Origin of the sequence: Alcanivorax sp. MD8A, from assembly GCF_002888555.1 — a bacterium.
Taxonomy (GTDB): Bacteria; Pseudomonadota; Gammaproteobacteria; order Pseudomonadales; family Alcanivoracaceae; genus Alcanivorax.
Map to the genome: position 1 here is coordinate 1 of NZ_AQOQ01000027.1, position 21094 is coordinate 21094.

Annotated in this window: 22 protein-coding genes; 10 read left to right on the forward strand and 12 right to left on the reverse strand. The window is 56.0% G+C overall.

Translation table 11 applies throughout. From position 1 onward, the window contains the following. A partial coding sequence (locus A15D_RS13055; RefSeq protein WP_102792310.1) for a hydrolase or metal-binding protein occupies positions 1–813 on the forward strand: 813 nt, incomplete at its 5' end. On the opposite strand, the gene A15D_RS13060 is transcribed toward A15D_RS13055, so the two are convergent. Then, the gene (locus A15D_RS13060) at positions 810–1139 is read right to left on the reverse strand and encodes a helix-turn-helix domain-containing protein (RefSeq protein ID WP_062814935.1); all 330 of its coding nucleotides are present in this window, start codon (positions 1137–1139) and stop codon (positions 810–812) included. The genes A15D_RS13055 and A15D_RS13060 overlap by 4 nt on opposite strands. Before the next feature lie 250 nt (positions 1140–1389). Between A15D_RS13060 and A15D_RS13065 the strand changes: the two genes are divergently transcribed. The 3 genes from A15D_RS13065 to A15D_RS13075 all read left to right on the forward strand — a co-directional run bounded on the left by A15D_RS13065 (position 1390) and on the right by A15D_RS13075 (position 3219). Then, entirely contained in the window at positions 1390–1950 is a 561-nt protein-coding gene (locus tag A15D_RS13065) for a DUF4339 domain-containing protein (protein WP_062814936.1), read from the forward strand. 39 nt (positions 1951–1989) lie between these two features. Further along, the gene (locus tag A15D_RS13070; RefSeq protein WP_062814937.1) at positions 1990–2778 is read left to right on the forward strand and encodes a hypothetical protein; all 789 of its coding nucleotides are present in this window, start codon (positions 1990–1992) and stop codon (positions 2776–2778) included. A gap of 84 nt (positions 2779–2862) precedes the next feature. Beyond that, positions 2863–3219 carry a hypothetical protein gene (locus tag A15D_RS13075; RefSeq protein WP_035249895.1) on the forward strand — a complete coding sequence of 119 codons (357 nt, stop codon included), beginning with the start codon at positions 2863–2865 and terminating at the stop codon, positions 3217–3219. A gap of 130 nt (positions 3220–3349) precedes the next feature. On the opposite strand, the gene A15D_RS13080 is transcribed toward A15D_RS13075, so the two are convergent. The 5 genes from A15D_RS13080 to A15D_RS13100 form a co-directional block, all read right to left on the reverse strand. Beyond that, a complete protein-coding gene (locus A15D_RS13080) occupies positions 3350–3880 on the reverse strand; it encodes a type II toxin-antitoxin system YhaV family toxin (protein WP_255407679.1) in 531 nt (176 codons plus the stop codon). Next, entirely contained in the window at positions 3877–4200 is a 324-nt protein-coding gene (locus tag A15D_RS13085; protein WP_035249893.1) for a type II toxin-antitoxin system PrlF family antitoxin, read from the reverse strand. The genes A15D_RS13080 and A15D_RS13085 overlap by 4 nt, the downstream gene beginning before the upstream one ends. 63 nt (positions 4201–4263) lie before the next feature. Continuing rightward, a complete protein-coding gene (locus A15D_RS13090) occupies positions 4264–4452 on the reverse strand; it encodes an AlpA family transcriptional regulator (protein WP_035249891.1) in 189 nt (62 codons plus the stop codon). A 79-nt stretch (positions 4453–4531) separates the two neighbouring features. Continuing rightward, positions 4532–5245 carry an inovirus Gp2 family protein gene (locus A15D_RS13095; RefSeq protein ID WP_035249889.1) on the reverse strand — a complete coding sequence of 238 codons (714 nt, stop codon included), beginning with the start codon at positions 5243–5245 and terminating at the stop codon, positions 4532–4534. Positions 5246–5470: 225 nt separating this feature from the next. Beyond that, positions 5471–6817 (reverse strand): hypothetical protein, encoded by a 1347-nt coding sequence (locus A15D_RS13100; protein WP_146026883.1) that lies wholly within the window; start codon positions 6815–6817, stop codon positions 5471–5473. 300 nt (positions 6818–7117) lie between these two features. Between A15D_RS13100 and A15D_RS13105 the strand changes: the two genes are divergently transcribed. Beyond that, positions 7118–7852 carry a hypothetical protein gene (locus tag A15D_RS13105; protein WP_146026884.1) on the forward strand — a complete coding sequence of 245 codons (735 nt, stop codon included), beginning with the start codon at positions 7118–7120 and terminating at the stop codon, positions 7850–7852. Between the two features lie 52 nt (positions 7853–7904). Here A15D_RS13105 and A15D_RS13110 read toward each other — a convergent pair whose 3' ends face one another. Both A15D_RS13110 and A15D_RS13115 read right to left on the reverse strand, forming a co-directional pair. Beyond that, positions 7905–9182: a type II toxin-antitoxin system HipA family toxin gene (locus tag A15D_RS13110; protein ID WP_035249880.1), complete on the reverse strand. Its 1278-nt coding sequence runs from the start codon at positions 9180–9182 to the stop codon at positions 7905–7907. Then, positions 9172–9459 carry a helix-turn-helix domain-containing protein gene (locus tag A15D_RS13115; RefSeq protein WP_035249877.1) on the reverse strand — a complete coding sequence of 96 codons (288 nt, stop codon included), beginning with the start codon at positions 9457–9459 and terminating at the stop codon, positions 9172–9174. Before A15D_RS13115 ends, A15D_RS13110 begins: the two co-directional genes overlap by 11 nt. A gap of 552 nt (positions 9460–10011) precedes the next feature. Here A15D_RS13115 and A15D_RS13120 point away from each other — a divergent pair. Continuing rightward, positions 10012–10515 carry a CPCC family cysteine-rich protein gene (locus tag A15D_RS13120; protein WP_102792311.1) on the forward strand — a complete coding sequence of 168 codons (504 nt, stop codon included), beginning with the start codon at positions 10012–10014 and terminating at the stop codon, positions 10513–10515. On the opposite strand, the gene A15D_RS13125 is transcribed toward A15D_RS13120, so the two are convergent. Beyond that, positions 10512–11459 carry a LysR family transcriptional regulator gene (locus tag A15D_RS13125; protein ID WP_102792312.1) on the reverse strand — a complete coding sequence of 316 codons (948 nt, stop codon included), beginning with the start codon at positions 11457–11459 and terminating at the stop codon, positions 10512–10514. The genes A15D_RS13120 and A15D_RS13125 overlap by 4 nt on opposite strands. A gap of 244 nt (positions 11460–11703) precedes the next feature. On the opposite strand from A15D_RS13125, the gene A15D_RS13130 reads away from it, so the two are divergent. Together A15D_RS13130 and oadA are read left to right on the forward strand one after the other, a co-directional pair. Next, positions 11704–13119, forward strand: a complete 1416-nt coding sequence (locus tag A15D_RS13130; protein ID WP_102792313.1) for an acetyl-CoA carboxylase biotin carboxylase subunit — start codon at positions 11704–11706, stop codon at positions 13117–13119. A 26-nt stretch (positions 13120–13145) separates the two neighbouring features. Beyond that, positions 13146–14963 (forward strand): sodium-extruding oxaloacetate decarboxylase subunit alpha, encoded by a 1818-nt coding sequence (oadA, locus tag A15D_RS13135; protein WP_102792314.1) that lies wholly within the window; start codon positions 13146–13148, stop codon positions 14961–14963. A gap of 190 nt (positions 14964–15153) precedes the next feature. On the opposite strand, the gene A15D_RS13140 is transcribed toward oadA, so the two are convergent. Continuing rightward, a complete protein-coding gene (locus A15D_RS13140; protein WP_102792315.1) occupies positions 15154–16557 on the reverse strand; it encodes an aldehyde dehydrogenase in 1404 nt (467 codons plus the stop codon). A 319-nt stretch (positions 16558–16876) separates the two neighbouring features. On the opposite strand from A15D_RS13140, the gene A15D_RS13145 reads away from it, so the two are divergent. Both A15D_RS13145 and A15D_RS13150 read left to right on the forward strand, forming a co-directional pair. Beyond that, the gene (locus tag A15D_RS13145) at positions 16877–18046 is read left to right on the forward strand and encodes an amidohydrolase family protein (RefSeq protein ID WP_102792316.1); all 1170 of its coding nucleotides are present in this window, start codon (positions 16877–16879) and stop codon (positions 18044–18046) included. Positions 18047–18063: 17 nt separating this feature from the next. Further along, positions 18064–19488, forward strand: a complete 1425-nt coding sequence (locus A15D_RS13150; protein ID WP_102792317.1) for a hypothetical protein — start codon at positions 18064–18066, stop codon at positions 19486–19488. A 146-nt stretch (positions 19489–19634) separates the two neighbouring features. Here A15D_RS13150 and A15D_RS13155 read toward each other — a convergent pair whose 3' ends face one another. Further along, positions 19635–19901 carry a hypothetical protein gene (locus A15D_RS13155; protein ID WP_102792318.1) on the reverse strand — a complete coding sequence of 89 codons (267 nt, stop codon included), beginning with the start codon at positions 19899–19901 and terminating at the stop codon, positions 19635–19637. A 14-nt stretch (positions 19902–19915) separates the two neighbouring features. Then, a complete protein-coding gene (locus A15D_RS13160) occupies positions 19916–20875 on the reverse strand; it encodes a hypothetical protein (protein WP_102792319.1) in 960 nt (319 codons plus the stop codon). Positions 20876–21094 lie beyond the last annotated feature (219 nt).

Genomic DNA, 21094 nt, shown 5'->3' on the forward strand with positions numbered 1-21094 from the left:
AACGGCAAGCGTCTGCCGGAGAAAGACGACCAATTCACCATTACTACCCAGATCCAGACCCGGGAGGGCTGGCTACCGCACCCACTGGATGAGGCTCTGCGCCAGGAGGGTCAGGGCAAGAAACTACGCAGCATTCCCGTCACCCTGCCCTTCAATGATCCGGACCTGAATCTGCGGGCGGAGTACACCTTCTTCGAGCGCAAGAGTGGCCGGCCCCTGTGCAGTGGCGACGGTGAGAGCTGTCGACGCCGCACCGACCAGGGCCTGGAACAACTGCCCTGCCCGTCACCCGACCTATGCGAATTCGGCGCCCACGATCTGTGCAAGCCCTACGGACGGCTGTATGTACGGATCGGGGAAGAGGATGAACTGGGCTGCTTCGTGTTCCGGACCACTGGCTACAACAGCATCCGCACCTTGGCGGCCCGGCTACGCTACTTCCACGCCATCAGTGGTGGCAACCTAGCCACCCTGCCTCTGGAATTGAAGCTACGCGGGAAGAGCACCACCCAGAGTCACCGGGCACCGATCTACTACGTGGATCTGACACTGCGCGCAGAGCAATCCATGGTGGAGGCCGTCAGCCACGCCAGGGAAGCGGCCAAGGTCAGGGAAAGCCAGGGCATTCACCAGGCAGAATTGGACAAGGTAGCCCATGCCGGCCTGCTCAACGCTCAGTTCGAATACTCGGAGGAGGAAGGGTTACAGGTTGTGGAGGAGTTCGTGCCGGAAGGCACTGCCCCACCCGGCAATGCTCAACCACAGCCCGTACAGGGACTCAGCCAGAAGCTGGCCGGGAAACAGGCAGGTTAATCAATCATGGCCAGCAGGCCTTTGCGACGTTTGGCAGTCAGACGCCGGTAGCCCTTGAGTAGTTGGGCTTCGGCGTCATTGCGTACCTGGGCGTCATACTTGGACTTCAGCTCTGAGGCACCCTCAACCTGATCGCCGCAGATCAGATGATCCAGCGATACACCGAGGACCGCCTTCAACTTCGGCAGTAAACGAAATCCGGGCGAATCACGGCCATTTTCCCAGGCGGATATCGTGGATTTGGTCACATGAAGCTCGTCGCCCAACTGCTCCTGGGTCAGACCCAACGCCAACCTTGCCGCCTTCAGGCGCTCGGGAAAGCTCATCACGCCCACTCCATCAATCTGATAGAGCAACGCTACGGCAGTGCCATACCTCTGTCGTACCGGAATACTTGACCCTTAAGGTATAGCATTGCAATACTTTGCGAGTCTTGAATTACATAACACTCAAACTGAGACACACCTTCCAAACCAGCGAACACAGCGCCTGAGCGAGACCGCTCTTCCCAGGCACAGCACTCGACCTGTGCTTGGCTAAAAACCATGGAAGGACAGCCACTACAAGGAATGAACAATGGAAAATAGCACCACGGGGAACGAGATCTGGTTCTACGAACTCAACGGAGAAAGGAAGGGAGGCATCTCTGAAACCGATCTCATCACCCTGATCAGGAACGGCACACTGCGCCACGGATCATCCGTCTGGAAGAAGGGATTCGCGGACTGGACCAGCATCGAAGAAACCCAGCTACGAGAGCACCTTGATGACACGGCCCCACCGCCGCTAACCGGCGCCAAAGTCAACAACACCGTTGTATGGATTCTGGCGTTCGCCCCACTGATTGGTCTCACCCTGGAATATTTTGTGGCCTACATGGTTCACAGCAGCGAGTACCGTGCCGAGCAAGCCGTTGCCAGCGGCCATTTCATTTACATCACCCTGATTCTGAATATCGCCCTGTCTTTCCTGGATGAAAAGAGACTCAAGCAAGCCGGCACTGACACCAGCACATTTGGTGGATGGGTGTGGCTGGTGCCCGTCTATCTCTACCAACGATCCCAAGCCCTGAAGCAGAACCTGGCGTACTTCATCGTCTGGATCGTCTGCTTCCTCTTAATTGTGGTTGGTGCTTAAGCCAATCACCTCATGGAACGATTTTAAAAGGGAACCATCATGAAAAACCTCAAAGTAGCCCTAGCATGCATTTCCCTGGCAGCCCTATCCGGATGTTCTTCTGAAATAGACGTCATTCGGGAAGGGCGCCTTGAATTACTCCCTGAATATACGGTTGGCCAGGCGCTGGATAACCGTAAGCTTTGTGAGAGCACAGACTGGTCTGTCATTGAGGACGAACGGGGCCGAGATGTCGTTCGTTACACCTGTGATTTCAAGGACATAGAAAAGAATTACAGGGATACAGCAAATGAAATGATCGATGCTGCAAAAAACGACAGCAGGCTGATCACATTGCAGGAAAGGTTAAACGAACTCGAATCAGAAATAGCGAGAGAAAAACAGCTATTAAAGAAAGCCCAAGATCATATCGATAGCGGGAATTCTTGGACTGAAACGAAAACAGAAAACGGCTCCGGCTACACGGTTTGGCCTCGTGTCAAACAGCAATCAATAGCCGATATTGAGAATCACGAAAGAGAGATCCGGAGCATAAAAAACCAGATCTCGATGATTGAAAAAGAAAACCAGGACTCCCTCTCTCTGGCTCAGGAGACTCTTGATAAATACAAAGGAGCCAGGGCCTTTGAAACCATTGACTGGGTAGTAATGGAGGACGGCAGTTTCATGGTCCTTTCCGGCAGCATGCATCACACCAACATATTCAAGGGCGTCATCGAGGAAACACCCCACGAAAATATACAGTCCGCCCTCTACCTTATCTACAACGAAAACTTCGACACGCTATTTGCTTATGAAGATGCGCTACAGCAGATAGCGGAGCTTTGATCATACTTCAACAAGAACCATTCGCTGACTTGAACGGGCAGCAAATCTGCCCGTTTTATCAACTCCTCAAACAAGGAAAACTCAATGAGCAAAGATATTGACATCGAAAAATATACCTCCGAAGACATCACTACTGAAAAGCTCTCTGAACTCATTGCCAAGAAAGCTTCCTTTCAAATTGTCGCGGTCAAGAACATCAGCTCCGTGGTAAACAAAGTCGAGGGCGCTATTGAAAAGAAAGGACTACGTTGCCGCGTGTACACGGAATACAGAGCGGCCTCCTTAGCCAGCTTCGCTATCCCGACCGGCTTTACCCAGGTTACTGGCTTTGCCTCAGTGATTGGCATCGCCGCTCATAACCTCGCCACTTTCAACCCTGATTATGAGATAGGTAAGAACAAACCTGCCGGCAAAGTCACCGTCATTTACAAAAAGGACTGATTCTCCACAGAATCAGTTAGTCGATCAGCCCACTTCAGGTTGGTGCACAAACTCTTCTTATACATATTCGGGATGGCAAAACCCTACAACATCAAGAGAATTTGCGAACTCGAAACAACGGCAAAGAAGATCAGTAACCCATGTCCTGATTTTGGGCTTGCTCGGCTAGGGAACGCATGGCTTCCTGACTCTGCTCATCCCGTCTTACTTCGATCAAAAGCTGATCCCAATCATCGGGAGGGTGGCCACTTTTCAACATCTTGCGGAAAACCCGGCAGGCATCATCGGAGCTCTCATACGCCCGCTTGGTGCCCTCATCATTTACCCAAGAATAGACAATCACCTTGCTTGAGGCGTGATAACGAAAGAATAACCGGTATTGCTGAAAAAACTTCGCGCGGAACCAGTGCTTGTGATCAGCGCCAAGCGTACCACCCTGACGGTACTCCGGCCTTGCAGGGTCCTGCGGGATAACCTCGAATGCTAACTTGGCAATCGCAGCCAATCGCTTGGTAGCATTTTTCTTGGCGAACCCCTCGGCATTTTTTTCTTTGTGACTTTCGACTTGTCTTGCCAGGGTTTCAAGCTGTTCCATAAATAATGGGTGAGCGTAAACCGCCCACCCACTGATAGTTAGAGTGGTCGATTGCCTCCCACTCATTCATCGTCTTCCTGTAAAGGCGCATCCAGATCAACCTCGACACCCTTCGTCAGCGACTGAATACGCTGCATTAACGCATCCTCAACCGTAAGGATGTGCTCCGGATGCTCGGCGATATCAATCGCCAGGAAATCCAGGAACGACCCCAGAGCCGGGTCATCGCCTTCGCTGGTAGCCCGCGTCAAGACCACTTCGCCATTCTGGCGGATGACATACTGAATTTTGTCTCGCTTGTTGAGCTTGAGAGCACGGCGAACCGTTTCCGGCACGGTGGTCTGATACCGATCTGTCAGCGTGGATTCGACTTCAAGCGTGGCCATGGCCGCCTCCTGCACTATGGGGGATGACACGCAAATGGTAATGCAACCGCATTACCAAAGACATCACCCTGCCTGATCCCTCTCTCCAATTCTCTCCAGAATCCAGGACTCCACCTCGTCCGAGACCCATCCCGTTGCACGGGCACCCAACGGAACCGGCTTTGGAAAGACCCCGTCCGCAATCAGCTTGTAAATGTAGGACCGTCCCAAGCCGGTGGTATCCATCACTTCTTTCAAACGCATGATTCTCATGAGCAATCTCCTTCATCTCATGAGATGCGGCATGTTGGTAAAATAAGACTGGGCGGACGACCACCCAGCCTCTCATCTCCTACCGGCTACAACGCAGATTCCGGCTTCCGTCTCCGAATTGCTTTGTCTCCTGCTTGGCAAAGTAGCTAAGACGATTGAATAGCCCCGCTATCTGGCTATCGCACTCCATAGACCCACGCCTGACCCAGTACACTCCGCCTTCACAGAAGTGCACCAGCCCCACAGCCTGCTCCATGCTCAAGCCCAGCGCCCTGGACCAGGCAAGTACGATTTTCTTGGCCAAACTGTCGGCTTCCCCGGCAGCAGGATCTACCGGCAAGTCAGGGTCGAAATCCTGAGCTCCGGCCCTGCACCCCTCTGGCATCCGCCCCAATCCCCGGTAGCACTCTCCATTCAGAAAGAGACACAGGTGGTAATGGTGATGGAAGGCATCTGCCGTCTCCTTCACACAGACATAGCCAACCTTGCAAGCAGGCCCTCGGCGCCCCTCTCGTCTACGCCGATCCATATCAGCATCAATCTGTGCTTGCAGGGACTGGATAAAGAAACCAAACAGATCGCCATCACGCATGTAGCCGTGCCTTGGCAATTTCAGATCCACCCTTACGGCCATTGTCCTGGCTTGGCGGTCTGCCTCTCGCTCCATGGCCTGATGAATTCTTTCCAGATACGGAATGAACAGCGGTCCCCGCTGTAGCTGGACGTCATATCCATTCCAGGGGCCAGAGTGGTGAAGGGTAAGGTTGGTGTTCTCGGGATGACGCTTTCTCATGATTACCTCTTAAGAAATGAGGAGGGAATTCTCCATAAGAGGTAGCTATCGAGTAATTATTAATGAAGTTATGTGCTTTGGTCATACTTATCAATGAGTTACGATATACAGTAAATACCCAAGAGGCCAACCTGCCTTATCATTACTATTACCGTTTCCACAAAGCTGAACGAGCCGCAGCATCTCTGAGCTGTAGACTGCAGCCCACTCAAAGGTTAAACCAAATCAATCGCCTTCAGTGGGAGGGGCTCCGGTGACCAAATTGCTGAAACTCGCATCTTCAGCCAGGCCGGATCCATGTGATTTATTCAGAGGATATCTCTTCCCGACACCTCGCAACCCCCATAATTCGGCCTGAGCACCTAACTCTTGCTCTTTCCCCGCATGCCTCCTGTACGATTGCCTATATAGCCGCCTTCCCAGATCAGGCAGCATGCTCACTTTCCAGCACTCCCCCCTCATCTCGTCAGGAATCCCTTCACCAGATAAGACAATAGGAGTAACCACGTGAGCGTCCCGCACTTCAAATAGTGGCAGTATAAGGCAACGTGCCCCTGACATGACCACCCTCCAGATCTCCGCATCCGAAACCAAAACTTCCCATACCCTGACTGCCTCGTGGATTGAAGCACAGACAATCGCATCCACCACAGCCAAAGGTGCCTGAGCCGCCTTGGTACCCAAATGCTGCCTTATTTCGGTCCGAAGCTCTCCATTTTCATCATTACCATCCCAGCCTCCATGATGTAGGCAACTATTAACAATCAGGCTGGCATATCGGTTGATGAGCATCTGCAGGTATCGGGAAAATCTCTCACTGGGAGTATCTCGAAAGTTCTCATGCAAGTTGCAAGGAGCCCTCAACTCTCCCCTTGCAGTAAAAGCCCTCTCAAATTCCATGGCCGTCTGGGTGCTAGGTAGTATTCCCGTATCACCTGCTCTCCACCTAGCCGATTTATTAGCCTCCCTCGCCTCCTTCTGCTGCAAACTACCAATCACTTTGGCTGCGTTGTACATACCAAAAGCCGTACGGTACCGATTCTCTTTACTACTTAGTTTGGCCTCCCTGATTAGAAAGCAGGCAGCGCCACCTATACCCATAAAGTCAGGGTGAGCGAGGTTAATGAAATATGCGCCTTTCGACATTCCCAACAAATACCTCCCGGTTACTCCTGCAACCCTGCTTCGAAGGTATCCACGCTGCATCAGCGTACTCAACTGGGATCTCAATCCGTCATCGGTCAGGCCCGCCAAGCGCTTCAGATCACTCCCCCCAACCCCATATACTGCGCCCGCTGAATTGGACCCAACCAGCAGCGCCGCCAGCACCAAACGATTGTAGGGAGTCAACCATTTCTGGCCTGGTTTGCCTGTATCATCTCCTGTCGCAGTTAACACATGTTCAGCAAGACTGCGGAGCTCAACGACCGGCTGCTCACTTTCCAGACCAGCAAGCGCTTCCTCAAGCTGAGGCTCCAACTCCAAGCACCTCCTTCTTTTTCCCAGCCCCCCATCGACAAATCGTTTCTGTAACACCCCGCTCTCAGACAACTCCCGGATTGCTTTACTCACCACCCTGTCGTTTAGCTTAAAGCGCTCGACATAGTCCTGGACTGTAAACGCAACGCCACGCCCCTCATCGTCGCAAAGCAGCCGATACAAGAAGTAACGGGTTGGCCCTGCAATAGACGCGAGACCATTCCGCCGATCAAATTCCGCTGATGTTCCTAGCAACCCAAGCACGCAACCCCCCCGAAATATGTCATCTCTTTCTATTTGTCGTAATTATACCAGATGGCATGTTTTTAGCAGTACGAATATACGTCTATAATACGTCTTACTCGTACTATTTAATTTTTCGGGGTTTTCAGCATGGCAAGGTCAGAAATACCTCTAGAGGATTGGCTCACGAATGATCAAGAAATGCTGACTTGGCTGGAGCAGCACTTGAGACGAAAAGGCGCGCCCATCCAGGTTTTAAACCCATATAACCTTCGCCCAGCGCTCCTCGATGCCGCTCATTATTTGATCATCAATAGCAGCAGCCAGAAGGAGCTCATGAACCTCAAGGCCGCATGGAGAAGATACAAATCAGACAAAAAGCACGGAAACCAGGTGGTCCAAGTCAGGCTCAGTCCACGCGTGAAAAGACAGCTTGCCAACCTCTCCAAGAGAACAAGTGTTTCCGAAACTGTTGAGAGATTAATCAAGGAGGAAGTCGGCTATTTCAAAGACAGGAATGCAGCAATCCAGAACGCGATTCAGGAGCATATTCAGCGTCACGAAGAGTCCGCCGCAGGCAAACTCGACCACCTGCAGAAGGAACGCTCGAAGCTGATATTTCATAATGAAGAGCTCCAGGCGGAGCTCTCGGAAACCCAGAAAGAGATGAGCAATATATTGTTTAGACTGGTCGAGCTTGAGGTCGCCCTTAACATACAAGCAGAGGAAAGCCTTGAGCTAACACCAGATGAGAAACAAGAAGCCCTGCACAGACACCAGTCTCTGCTCGACTACTTCCGCAAGCAGTTAAAAGCGACGGCCTCACTTGCTCAAGCCGAGAACCACAGCAGCACCAATCAAGGACCCAGACCACAGAAAACCTGAGAAGGAACAGCCACAGCACCTGGTCTCAGCCCCTCTTGAGTAGAGGGCAGGCTTAACCTCCATACCCATCCCTCAAACCAGCAAGCTGCCGGTCAATCAGCTCAGCAACACCACTATCCACTCCGAAATCTCTGGCAACGACAGCGAAATCAGCGAGAAAAGTCACGATCTCCTCAATATCGCGCTGGGCCTGCTCCCATTTGGCGTAGCCCGCCCGCGCCGCCAGCGCTTGGATGGCTTTCAGCGGCGGATTCTTGCCGAAACCGGCATAGGCAGTGGCATGCTCCTGGTATGGGTGAGGGCTAAAGGTCACATCGTAGAAAGGGGCAGGCACCCAGTCGCCGGCATCATCCTGCAGGAAAGCCCAGTTCTTGCTGTGGTCGTCCTGGTTGCAGGCAAACAGGTTGAACATGGCTCTGCGGAACTGCAGCTTGCCGACCGCTGGCGACCGGCAAAGATGGCGGCTGGCCTTGATCAGATCTTCGTAATCCAGGCTGGGGGTACGGAAATCCGCATCCAGCAGGCCGCAGGCGCTGTGCATGTGGAGTCGACCCGCTTTTTGGGGATGGCTTATCCAATCGAACCGCTTTACCCCGAGCCAGGCACGGGCGCCGCTTTGCTCTGGCGCTTCGAACAGCCGCCACTCAGGCGGCTCCAGCCCCAGCTTTCCGGCCAGGTGCAGATAGACCGCTTCACAGAGCCCTTCTTCATGGCCGAGGGGCAGATTCCTGGAGGTAAACTTGACCAGCCAGGCCTCATCGCCTGGCCTCGCCACCGTGCGGCAGCGATCTGGCTCATCCGGGGAGATGTAGAACTGCGCCTTGGGTCTGGCACCACCGGAGCTACCTGCTGCCACCAGATCCGCCAGCACCTCTTCCGTCTGACCGTCAAAAAACGCCTGCGCCTCCAGACCCAGCTTCGCCAGGTCGATGTCGCCGGTTGAGGCAAGCTGGTATTCCGAGGTCGGCGAGAATGACAGGGCACCCATCCCGGAAGCCCCTACAAACGCCAGGCGATCCATGGCGGTGATCTGGGCAGGGAGAATGCCATGCTGTCGGAACACTCGGTCTTGCAGCAGGGAACCCCAACCATCAGGCAGACTATCCCCGAACAGGCCATGCAGGCCAGAATGCGGCCTTTTGGGAGCAAGCTGCAGCTCAGTGGTTGCCTTCAGGCCAAAGGGCGACAAGTTCCCGAAGCGCCCGAGATAATCGGCATCGTACTGAAAAAAGACGCCCTGCCGGTTCTGCGCCAGCACGCCTACCGTCACCGCCTGCCCCGTTGCCAGGGTGCGGGTTACCGTCAGCTTGCGGACCGGCTTAAAGGTCATTGCTCAACACCTCATCGATACTGGATGGCAACTCAGCTTCGCTGAGGGAATGGCGAGTCAGCGCATACAGGCGACGTAGATCATCCAGACTCTGCCAGAGGAATAGCAGCTGCCGGAACGAGATTTGGCCGGTGAGCTCGAATTTCTTGATGGTGGATGCTGGCACACCACTACGCGCAGCTAGCGCATCGCGAGACAGCTTGGCCTGCTTGCGCAAACGTCGCAGATGGGTGGCAAATGCCTGCTGGACATCGGCATCGTCAAGTAGAGCGACCATATCACACCTAATGGATACTATTTTGTCCAATTATCGCATTTAATGGACAAAATAGACACCATAATGCCCAATAATAGCCTCGCGGGTGCAGCAAAGACCAGGAATCGTACTGCCGTCAGCAATTTTGACCAAATCCCTGCACTAACAGACGTGAGAGTCCTGGAGCCTTATTCAGCAATAAGACCAGCGCCGGGCCCAATGAAGAATCCGCTTCCCAGATCCTCAACCCCGACCCTTCTTCATGATTAGCTACCAGCCATCCATCCAGGTAACGCCAACGAATTGTCATCTTGCTCTCCAGTGAATAGATTCACCAGAAACCCTATCGTCACGACCTGAAAAACCGAGCACGTGGACCCTGAATTCTCAGCAGCCCACCCCTCCTCCAAAAGGCCCCGCGTATTTGCTCATTAAGCTAAATCAAGGACTTAAAAGTGGTGGGCAGCATGGTGGGCAAAGCAAAAACCACTATGCAAAAACCACAATAAACTACTGTTTTTAAAATACTTTTATTTTTTAACCAACAAGAAGATCCAGAACATCGAGTAACCCATGCCCCGACGCCAGTGGACCGAGGAGCAGCAGGCAGCCCTGAACCAGCGGCGGGTACTCTTCGCCACGCGCTATCAGCACATCACCCTGAACAAGCGCCATCGTGTCAATCGCACGGCCTGCCCCTGTTGTGGCTACCCCACGCTCAGCGAGCGTGGCCGTTATGAGATTTGCGGCCTGTGTTTCTGGGAAGACGACGGCCAGGATGATGACGATGCCGATACCTGCTGGGGCGGGCCCAATGGTGACTATTCCCTCACCGAGGCGCGTCTCAATGTGCTGCTTCACGACAGCATGTACCACCCGGACAACAACACCACCGTAACCGGGCCCGACACCGCTGAAATCAACGCCATCAAACAGGCGCTGCGCGATCTGTACACACAATTGCCCGCGCAAGCCGATGCAGATTTGCCGGCTGCCTGGAAAACGCTCCTGGAACAGGAGCGCACCCTGCGCAAAGCTCGCGACAAACGCTGGAAAGCCCTCCAGGCGCCGCCCTAGCCCTGCAGCGCCTGAAAACGGCCGGCAATGTCTTTGAGATTCTGTTGCACATAATCCACGAACGCCGACATGGCTGGGGTCGGATACTTGCTCTTGGGGTACACCACACACCAGGAACGCCGCAACGGAAAACCTTCCACCGGCAGCTCCACCAATTGCCCCAACTGCAACTCGCTACGCAGACTCAGCCGCGGCAACACCGCCACCCCCAGCCCCGCCATGACCGCATGCTTGATGGCATCGTTCGCCCCCAACTCCATATAAGAACGCACGGCCACTCTGTGCTGCTGACAGAACAACTCCAGAGTCAGACGGCTGCCGGAGCCAGACTCGCGCAGTAACAGCTTCTCCCCCAGAAAGCGCCGTGCACTGATCGTTTTCGCGTCGGCAAGCGGGTGATCCGGGGCTGCCACCGCGATGAATTCGTTGTCCAGAAACGGCAGCACATTCAGCGGTTTGTCCTCGGGCACGATACCGAGAATCATCAGGTGATCCTCGTTGTCGTCCAGCCGCCGCAGCGCTTCGGCCCGGTTCACCACGCGCAAGTTCACCGTCACATCCGGGTGAGCCGCCACAAACCCCTTGAGCAGATAGGGCACCACATACTGGGCGGTGTTCACCGCCACCAGCTTTAGCTCACCGGCCACCCGGCCTTGCTGGGCGGCCAGATCCGTCTGCAGGTTTTTCAGGGATTCAAAGATGGCCGTGGCGGTGTCCGCCAACCGCTCACCGGCGGCAGTGCAGTACAGCTTGCGCCCCACATACTCGAAGACCGGCATGCCCAATGCGGACTCCAGCTGGCGAATCTGACTACTGACCGCGGGCTGGGTCAGCCCCAACTGCTCCCCGGCGCGGCTATAGCTACGAAACTGGTGCACCATCAGGAACACCTGGAGCTGGCGGAAGGTGAGACGGCTGGTGAGCTGATGCAAGGTATGGGGCATGGTGTCTCGGTGAGTTTTTGGTCGGACGTCTGACGTCGGATGCCGGACGACAAGGTCAACATCCAGAACCCTGGTGTTTAGCGTCCGTCGTCAGGCGTCAGACGTCAGACCACCCTGCAGCCCTTATAAAGCCTGGCCTCGACGCCAACCCATAAGCAATACCTTATATTTACCTAACTATATTCTGATTTCTACTTATGGATTGACCAAAATAGGCTCCTCTCCCTCGATGGAGGAGCTTTACATGCTGAAGAAAGTCCTGATTGCCAACCGGGGCGAGATCGCGGTGCGGATCATTCGTGCCTGTGCCGAGATGGGGATTCGCTCGGTGGCGATCTACACCGAGCCCGACCGCTACGGCCTGCACGTGAAACGTGCAGACGAAGCCTACTCCCTGGGCGACGACCCCATTGCCGGGTATCTGGACCCGCAGAAGATTGTCAGCCTGGCCAAGCAGGTGGGCTGCGATGCGATCCACCCGGGGTACGGGTTCCTGTCGGAAAACGCCGAGTTTGCCCGCCTGTGTGAAGAGCAGGGCGTGCGCTTTATCGGGCCCAAATCCGAGGTCATCCACAAGATGGGTGACAAGACCCAGGCCCGCGACAGCATGCGCGCCGCCGGGGTGCCGGTGACGCCCGGCTCGGAAGGCAACCTGAAGGATCTGGACGATGCTCTCGCCTTGGCCGACGACATCGGCTACCCGGTGATGCTGAAAGCTACCTCCGGCGGTGGCGGCCGCGGCATCCGCCGTTGCGACAGCGCCGACGAACTGCGCACCCAATACCCGCGGGTGATCAGCGAAGCCACCAAGGCCTTCGGCAGCGCCGAAGTGTTCCTGGAAAAGTGCATCGTCAATCCGCGCCATATCGAGGTGCAGATTCTCGCCGACAGCGACGGCAATGTGATTCATCTGTACGAGCGCGACTGCTCCATCCAGCGACGTAATCAGAAGCTGATCGAGATTGCTCCCAGCCCCCAGCTCACCCCCGAGCAGCGCAACTACATTGGCGGCCTGGCGGTGACTGCCGCCGAAGCCGTGGGCTACGAAAATGCCGGCACGGTGGAATTCCTGCTCACCGGCAACGAAGTCTACTTCATGGAAATGAACACCCGGGTGCAGGTGGAGCACACCATCACCGAGCAGATCACCGGGGTGGACATTGTCCGCGAGCAGCTGCGCATCGCCGCCGGCCTGCCGCTGAGCTATCGCCAGCAAGACATCAGCTACCGCGGCTTTGCCTTGCAGTTCCGCATTAATGCGGAAGACCCGAAGAACGACTTTCTGCCCAGCTTTGGGCGGGTGAGCCATTACTACGCGCCGGGCGGTCCGGGCGTACGAGTGGATACCGCCATCTATACCGGTTACGAAATTCCGCCTTACTACGATTCCATGTGCCTGAAGCTGGTGGTGTGGGCGCTGCAGTGGGATGACGCCATCGCCCGTGGTGAGCGCGCCCTGGACGACATGCGTCTGCACGGCATTCGCACCACCGCCAGCTACTACAAACAGATTCTCCAGCACCCGGATTTTCGCGCCGCGAATTTCAACACCAGCTTCGTGCCCGAGCATCCGGAACTGCTGCAGTACTCGGAAAAGAAACATCCCACGGAAATGGCGCTGGCCATCGCCACCGCCCTGGCCGCCCACGCCGGCTGGTAATCCGTCGCCGATAACAGGAATTGATCATGAGCAACAGCAACGCCAAGAAAGTCGAAATTACTGATGTAATCCTGCGCGACGCCCACCAGTCGCTGATCGCCACCCGCATGCGCACCGAAGACATGCTGCCGATCTGCGAGAAGCTGGACAAGGTCGGCTACTGGTCACTGGAAGCCTGGGGCGGCGCCACCTTTGATGCCTGCGTGCGCTTCCTCAAGGAAGATCCGTGGGAGCGTCTGCGCAAGTTGCGTGAAGCCCTGCCCAACACCCGCCTGCAGATGCTGCTGCGCGGCCAGAACCTGCTGGGCTATCGCCACTACGCCGATGATGTGGTGGAAGCGTTCGTACAGAAATCTGCCGACAACGGCATGGACGTGTTCCGGGTGTTCGACGCCCTGAACGATGTGCGCAACCTGGAAACCGCCATGAAGGCCGTGAATAAATCCGGCAAGCATGCCCAGGGCACCCTGTGCTACACCACCAGCCCGGTGCACACCCCGGAGCTGTTTGTGACCATGGCCAAGCAGCTGCGCGACATGGGCGCGCACTCCATCGCCATCAAGGACATGGCCGGCCTGCTCACCCCCTACGCCACCTACGATCTGGTCAAGGCGTTGAAGGAAGCAGTGGACTTGCCGCTGGTACTGCACAGCCACTCCACGGCGGGCCTCGCGCCGCTGTGTCAGATGAAAGCCATCGAAGCGGGTGTAGATCGTATCGACACTGCCATCTCTGCCTTTGCCAGTGGCACCAGCCACCCGGCCACCGAAGCCATGGTGGCGGCTCTGGCCGGCACCGAGCATGACACGGGTCTGGACCTGACCCTGCTCTCCGAAATCGCCGATTACTTCCGCGAAGTGCGCAAGAAGTATCACCAGTTCGAAAGCGAATTCACCCGCGAAGATGTGTCCGTGCAAATCAACCAGGTACCGGGCGGCATGATGTCCAACCTGGCCAACCAGCTGAAAGAACAGAACGCGCTGGATCGCATCCGCGAAGTGTTCGACGAGATCCCCCGCGTGCGTGCCGATCTCGGTTACCCGCCGCTGGTGACGCCGTCCTCGCAGATCGTCGGCACCCAGGCGGTGTACAACGTGCTCTCTGGCGAGCGCTACAAGACCATCACCAATGAAGTGAAACGGTATTTCCAGGGTGGCTACGGCCAGGCCCCGGCGCCGGTGAACCCTGACGTGCAGAAAAAGGCCATCGGTAACGAGAGCCCCATGGAAGGTCGTCCGGCGGACCTGCTGTCACCGGAACTGAACAAGCTGCGTAGCGAGATCGGAGAGCTGGCCGGCAACGAGGAAGACGTGCTGACCTTCGCCATGTTCCCGGAGCTGGGCCGCGAGTTCCTGCAGCAGCGTGCCGACGGCACCCTGAAGCCGGAAGCCCTGCTGCCCGAGCCGGTACCCGGCAAACAGAAAGGCAGCGAAGGCACGCCCACCGAATTTATTATTGATGTGCACGGCGAAACCTATGAAGTGGCCATCACCGGTGTCGGTGAAGCCGGTAGCGGCAAGCGCAAGCTGTACCTGTCTCTCGATGGTATGCCGGAAGAAACCGTATTCGAACCCCTCAACGAATACGCCGCTGAAGGCGGTGGCAGCAAACGCCGCCGCGCCACCGACCCGGGCCATGTGACCACCGCCATGCCGGGCAACGTGGTGGATGTGCTGGTGAAGGAAGGCGACGTGGTGAAAGCCGGCCAGGGCGTCATGGTGACCGAAGCCATGAAGATGGAAAACGAAATCCAGGCCAATATCGCCGGCACCGTGAAAGCGGTGTACGTGGAAAAAGGCGACCGCGTGACCCCAGGCGAGGTACTGATCGAAATCGAAGCCTGATCCTGGCTCCCACCCCGGTGGGAGCTATGCCCTTATGACCCACAAGGAAGGTGCTTCGCAGATTGGTGAATCGGGTTGGAGGTCGGACGTCAGAAGTCTGACCAACCTGTTTTCCCGCTAATCCGCGATGAACCAAAAAAAAGCCCGGCACCAGAAATGGTGCCGGGCTTTTTTGTGGTCCGGAAAAGGCTTACTTGATCATCTTCTTGATCATGTTGACCTTGTCCTTGTACGGGGCATAACGCATCTTGATATCGAACAGGGTGGTGGCCCGCAGAATACCGCGCTTGTGGGAGAACACGTCGAACGAGTTCTTGCCATGGTAGGCCCCCATGCCACTCTCACCCACACCACCGAACGGCAGGTTGGGGTTGGCCACATGCATCACCGTGTTGTTGATGCAGCCGCCACCAAACTGGGTGTTGGCCAGCACCTGGTTTTCCACATCGCGGCTTTCGGTGAACAGGTACAGGGCCAGCGGGTATTCCGGCAGCCTCTTGATGTTACCGATCAGCTCTTCAATGGAAGAATAGGTCACCATCGGCAGCACCGGGCCGAAGATTTCTTCCTGCATCACTTCGTCATCCATGCTCACATCCTTGAGCACGGTGGGCGGAATGAACTTGTCTTCACGATTGGACTCACCACCGACCAGCACCTTGGCCTTGTCGATCAGGCCAGAGACGCGATCAAAGTGACGCTCGTTGATCATGCGGCCCAGGTCCGGACTCTGGCTCGGGTTAGTGCCGTACCACTCTTTCAGGGTCGCAACGATTTCCTTTTCCAGATCCGCCTTGATGTCCTTGTGAACATGGATGTGATCCGGTGCCACACAGGTCTGACCCACGTTCATCATCTTGCCGGCCAGAATACGGCGCACGGCCACTTTCAGGTTGGCATCCTTGTGCACGATGGTCGGGCTCTTGCCACCCAGCTCCAAGGTCACCTTGGTGAGGTGCTTGGCGGCAGCCGCCATGACAATCCGGCCTACCCGCGGGCTACCGGTGAAGAAGATGTGGTCAAAACGCTCTTCCAGCAGCGCATTGGTCACCTCGGTGCTGCCCTTGAAGACCGATACGAAATCTTCGCTGAAGCATTCCTTCATCATCTTCTCCACCACGTCGGCCACGGTGGGATTGAGCGAAGACGGCTTGAGCACCGCGGTGTTACCGGCGGCGATGGCACCGATCAACGGCTGCACCAGCAGCAGGAAGGGATAGTTGTATGGCCCCATCAGCAGGGTCACGCCCTGAGGCGTGGATTCGATACGACTACGGCCCGGCTGCGCCCACAGGGTGGTGCCCACTTTTTGTGGCTTCATCCAGCTCTTGAGGTGCTTGATGGTGTGCTTGAGATCTTCATAGGCGGTACTCATTTCGATGTACGCCTCGAACTCCGGACGACCGATGTCCTGCTTGAGGGCATCGCTGATCTCGGTCTGGTATTTCACCAGGGCATTCTTCAGCTTCTTGAGCTGCTGAACGCGGAATTCATAACTGCGGGTTGCACCGGATTCAAAATAGCGGCGCTGACGAGCCACCGCGTCTGCGGCCCAGCTCTGTTTCAGATTCTCGGTTTCCAGTACGGCACCCATATTCGGCCTCCCAGGTCAGGTGAAGTTCTCCAAGCAACACCGGAGTCTTTCACGGCGCCAGCACCCTGACCATGAGCAAAGTGCTCTCGACCTGACCAAAAACATCAGCCATCGCCCTGAATACGCCAAACCTAAACATGGCATTAAAACCTGTATACCTTTCAGTCACTTATTGCCCCCATGACGTCATAAATGGAGACCTTCGCGCATCGTGACAGTGTGCCGCGGTTCGTGAATCCCTCTACTGATGGTGGCTAGGCCTGAGTCCATCCCCTAGTATCAAGCTGTCTACCTGAATGACAATCAGCAAGGGAACGCCATGAAGAAGGATCTGACTACACGCGCAACGCGGTTTGCACGCCACAGTTTGCTCGCTCTCCCGCTTGCCACCCTGATCTCCGGGTGTGCCTCGCTTGGGATGACCGGAGACACCCCGAACACCCGTCAGCACAACGAACGCACACTGGAATCGCTGACACAGCCCAGCGACCAGCAAGCCTGCTATGACCGGCAAAAAGAACCCTATACGCCGCTGGTAGATGCCCACTTCCACCCTCGCCCCTTTGGCGGGCCGCCCATCAAGGCGGAAAAGCTGCATGCCATGCTTGAAGGTCAAGGGGTTCGCTTTGTGAACTATTTCGGTATTGGCCAGATTCTGGAGCTGGACTCCGGCTGTAACTACTACCTGGATTGCCCCGGCGTCACCGCCATGCCGAGTATCAAGAACGATTTCGTCAATGGCATGGAAACCGTGGCGTACCCCAACGAAAACCTGCACATCACCCTGTCCATGACCTTCATGGACCTGGCCCATCCGGACGATATTGTCAGTCTGATTGAACTCTACGATCGCGAATACCCGGGCATGTTCAGCTGGAGCGGCGAGTTGAATGTGGTCAAACAGGCGTTGTTGAAGAACAACCATGAACCGGCCACGCTGGAAAGCATCGATCAGTGGGGGCCGTTCATGGACGTCCTGCGTGAGCGCGGCATCCCGGTCACTTTCCATTCCGACCTGGGCAACGATGCCAACCCCACTGAATTCCTGCCCTTGATGAAACACATCCTGGAAACCTACCCGGATAACAAGATCGTCTGGGCACACATGGGGCTGTCCAAAGAACTGGGCAATATGGACCCCGCTCGCCATGTGGAAATTCTCAGCGGCCTGCTCGATACCTACCCGAAACTGATGCTGGATATCTCCTGGGACGTGCTCTACAACGAGTATCACCAGTGGGGGGATATTTATGTGCCTTTCCTGAACCAGTATTCCACCCGAATCCTCCCGGGCACCGACTTTGTGGCCGCAGCCAGCAAACCGGATGACCAGTATGGCAAGGAACTGGAAGTCACCAGCCGGGTATTGCGCGCCCTGGATGACGAGGCCTTCCAGAATATTGCTCTTGGCGCCAACTACTTCCGCCTGATGGATCTCGATTACAACGCCCCCAATGTCTGCCCTGCAGATGACAACAGCAACCGCTGATAAAAAGGGAACCGGGAATGCGAACTATCACCCCCATTTCGGCAGCGCTTTGCGCTGCCTTGCTTGCTCCGCCACTGATGGCTGATACCTCTGACCAGGAGGTGCAACGCCAGCTCGAAGAATTGCGCTCCATGCGCAATAACCTTGAACAACAAAGTCAGGAATTCGATCAACGCATCCAGCAGCTGGAAACTGAACTGTATGGAGAAAGCGCCCCCACGCCAGCCAGCAAACCGCAGCCCGGCACCAGTCTCGGCTACCGGCCGGGCAAGGGTTTTAACCTGTTCAGTTCGGATATGGGGGAAGTCAATTTTGGCGTATTCAGTTACACCCGCTACCTGAACCAAAAAGATTTCGATCGCACCTACACCGACAGTTTCGGCAACACCAGCAACATTGATCCGCGTAACGACATCCAGTTCCAGAAGGTCAACATGAGCTTCAAGGGCTGGATTTTCGATCCCAAACTGAACTACCTGTTCTATACCTGGACGTCCAACACCAGCCAAGGTGATCCCGCTCAGGTAGTGGTTGCCGGTAACGTGAGCTACCACTTCAACAAGGCCTTCAAGGTGTTCGCCGGTGTGGGCGCCCTCCCCTCAACCCGCTCCACCAACTACACCTTCCCCAACTGGCTAAAGAACGACCACCGGACCATCGCTGATGAGTTTTTCCGTGGCTCCTACACCATGGGCGTCTGGGCAGAGGGTGAGCTCGCCGAAGGGGTGCAGTACCGTACCATGCTGGGTAATAACCTGAGTCAGCTGGGTGTGAGTGGTACGCAGCTGGATGACGGGCTGAACACCTTCTCCAACGCCCTGTGGTGGATGCCAACCACCGGTGAGTATGGCCCGGGTGAAGAATTGGGCGACTTCGCATTCCATGACGAGCTGGCCACCCGCTTTGGTGTGCATTACACCTACAGCCGGGAAGATGCCCAGTCCCAGCCCGGCACCGATACGGTAGAAAACTCCCAGATTCGCCTGTCCGACGGCACCCTGATCTTCCAGTCTGATCCCTTTGATAATGGCACCCAGATCAATCAGGCCACCTATCAGATGGCGGCCATCAATGCCGGGATGAAATACCGCGGCTGGTTCCTGGAAGCTGAGTTCTACCATCGCTGGGTCGATAACTTCGATGCCACCGGCCCACTCCCCAAGGACAGGCTGGATGACAAGGGCTATCAGGTACAGGCTTCCATGATGGCCATTCCCAAAACCCTGCAACCCTATGTAGCCTACTCGGAAATTCAGGGGGAATACGGCACCCCTCACGATCTGAGCGTGGGCTTCAACTGGTATCCGTTCAAGCGCAAGGAGTTCCGTTTTAACGTGCAGGGGCTGTATCTGAAAGATTCGCCGGTGGGCTACAGCAGCGTGCCCTTCCAGCTGGGCGGCAACGGCTGGGCCTTTACCACGGATATGGTGTTGGCGTTTTAAGAGGCGCTTCACGCAGACAGCACGCTAACGATAAAACCGTAGGGCGGAAATTTCCGAAAGGAAATCTCCGCCTTTTTTATGGTTCATCGCGAATTTCCGGGAAAGCCCGATTTAATCCCCCCTTTGACGTAGGAGCGTCCAGCGGGTTATACCCGCAGATACTTGGCCGCTTTGCTGTCCGCTTTTTTGGCCAGCGGTTTCAGCTCTGCAATTTTCTTGCAGACTTCCTCACACTCTTCCTTGCTCAGCGCATGGCCTTCCACCGCCTTGTGCAGCTGGGACATGTAGTTGTCCAGCACTGAAATCACGGAAAGGTGAATCACCGGCGCCATAGACGCCTTCTTCTTTTCTGGCCGCTGTTGACGGTGTGCCTGCTCCCAGCGTTTTTCAAATTCCTTGTGGCTTAGTGACATGATTTTCTCCTCGTTCAGAACGTCAACTTGCTGACGCTGATCGCGTCCAGTGCCAGTTCACCACCGGCAATCCCTTCCAGAGACACCGGCAGACTGATGTCATTGATGGACACCTTGCCCAAACCGGCGGCCAGGCTGGCGTCGCTCAACGTCATACTGCCCACGTTAAGGTGCACGGTCGGCGTCACCGCCACACTGACCTTGAGAATACCCACGTCGATACCCAGGGACTTGTCTGATGCCGTCGCATCCGCATTGAAAGCACCACTGGTCGCCGCCGGCATGCTGATCGCCGGAATAGCCACGTTCTCCAGGCTGGCGCCCGGCAAGCGGAGCGGCTGAACGGGTGCAGCCCGATTGACACGCAGCGCCTCGCCACCGGCGGACGGTACCGTCACGGAACTCAGCGTCAGATCACCGACGCCCATCCCCGAAATGGTCAAGCCCGCCCCTGGCAGGCTCAGCTTGTCGAGGCGCACCCCGGCCAGTTCCAGACTCCCCAGATCCAGCTGATCGATGGGACGCATGTCCGCCACCAGGCCAGGAATATCGATAGTGGGGATCTGCAGGTTGATATCCCCCAGATCCGGCACCGTGATCGTGCCCAGGTCCACCGGGATATCCAGGCTGCCCATATCCTCGCTGCCATCCCAGCTACCGATCCAGCCAAGGTCAATTTCCCAATTCAACCGGAATCCCAGCTCCACAATGCTGCGCACCTGGTTGAGTACTGCCTTGGCGTTATTGACGCTGGCAGAACCACTTTCCACCTTGAGGCTGCCAATACTGGCACTCCCCAGATTGACCTTTTCGACCTTGAGATTATTGAGCGTACCGCTATCGACGCTGACCTGATCAATGGCGATTTTCCGGGAAACCTGGGCACCTATGAGCCCAAGACGGGTGAGTAAATCCCTGGACACCGGCAGGGAGTCCAGCAGACTGTCGGCAGACAGTCGTTCTTTCAGTGACATGGAATATTGCCTCCTGGCAGAGTTTCATGGCCATGCAGTCCTGCATGGCGGGGCCAACATACCCCCCATGGCTAACCCCGCCTATTCATCCAAAGGACTAATTCCCCGCGAATTGAACCCGGTTGGCAGGCAGAGAGAGAAGAACCTCCGCTGGCTCCTCGCCCCGCTCCAATCACCCCGCATTGCACGCTATACTGGCCAGCCCATCAGGCACCAGGA

Excerpts from the sequence above, each read along its gene's own strand:
- A15D_RS13060 (WP_062814935.1), bottom strand. The coding sequence starts at position 1,139 with ATGAGCTTTCCCGAGCGCCTGAAGGCGGCAAGGTTGGCGTTGGGTCTG.
- A15D_RS13065 (WP_062814936.1), top strand. The coding sequence starts at position 1,390 with ATGGAAAATAGCACCACGGGGAACGAGATCTGGTTCTACGAACTCAAC.
- A15D_RS13070 (WP_062814937.1), top strand. The coding sequence starts at position 1,990 with ATGAAAAACCTCAAAGTAGCCCTAGCATGCATTTCCCTGGCAGCCCTA.
- A15D_RS13075 (WP_035249895.1), top strand. The coding sequence starts at position 2,863 with ATGAGCAAAGATATTGACATCGAAAAATATACCTCCGAAGACATCACT.
- A15D_RS13080 (WP_255407679.1), bottom strand. The coding sequence starts at position 3,880 with ATGAGTGGGAGGCAATCGACCACTCTAACTATCAGTGGGTGGGCGGTT.
- A15D_RS13085 (WP_035249893.1), bottom strand. The coding sequence starts at position 4,200 with ATGGCCACGCTTGAAGTCGAATCCACGCTGACAGATCGGTATCAGACC.
- A15D_RS13090 (WP_035249891.1), bottom strand. The coding sequence starts at position 4,452 with ATGAGAATCATGCGTTTGAAAGAAGTGATGGATACCACCGGCTTGGGA.
- A15D_RS13095 (WP_035249889.1), bottom strand. The coding sequence starts at position 5,245 with ATGAGAAAGCGTCATCCCGAGAACACCAACCTTACCCTTCACCACTCT.
- A15D_RS13105 (WP_146026884.1), top strand. The coding sequence starts at position 7,118 with ATGGCAAGGTCAGAAATACCTCTAGAGGATTGGCTCACGAATGATCAA.
- A15D_RS13110 (WP_035249880.1), bottom strand. The coding sequence starts at position 9,182 with ATGACCTTTAAGCCGGTCCGCAAGCTGACGGTAACCCGCACCCTGGCA.
- A15D_RS13115 (WP_035249877.1), bottom strand. The coding sequence starts at position 9,459 with ATGGTCGCTCTACTTGACGATGCCGATGTCCAGCAGGCATTTGCCACC.
- A15D_RS13120 (WP_102792311.1), top strand. The coding sequence starts at position 10,012 with ATGCCCCGACGCCAGTGGACCGAGGAGCAGCAGGCAGCCCTGAACCAG.
- A15D_RS13125 (WP_102792312.1), bottom strand. The coding sequence starts at position 11,459 with ATGCCCCATACCTTGCATCAGCTCACCAGCCGTCTCACCTTCCGCCAG.
- A15D_RS13130 (WP_102792313.1), top strand. The coding sequence starts at position 11,704 with ATGCTGAAGAAAGTCCTGATTGCCAACCGGGGCGAGATCGCGGTGCGG.
- oadA (WP_102792314.1), top strand. The coding sequence starts at position 13,146 with ATGAGCAACAGCAACGCCAAGAAAGTCGAAATTACTGATGTAATCCTG.
- A15D_RS13140 (WP_102792315.1), bottom strand. The coding sequence starts at position 16,557 with ATGGGTGCCGTACTGGAAACCGAGAATCTGAAACAGAGCTGGGCCGCA.
- A15D_RS13145 (WP_102792316.1), top strand. The coding sequence starts at position 16,877 with ATGAAGAAGGATCTGACTACACGCGCAACGCGGTTTGCACGCCACAGT.
- A15D_RS13150 (WP_102792317.1), top strand. The coding sequence starts at position 18,064 with ATGCGAACTATCACCCCCATTTCGGCAGCGCTTTGCGCTGCCTTGCTT.
- A15D_RS13155 (WP_102792318.1), bottom strand. The coding sequence starts at position 19,901 with ATGTCACTAAGCCACAAGGAATTTGAAAAACGCTGGGAGCAGGCACAC.
- A15D_RS13160 (WP_102792319.1), bottom strand. The coding sequence starts at position 20,875 with ATGTCACTGAAAGAACGACTGTCTGCCGACAGTCTGCTGGACTCCCTG.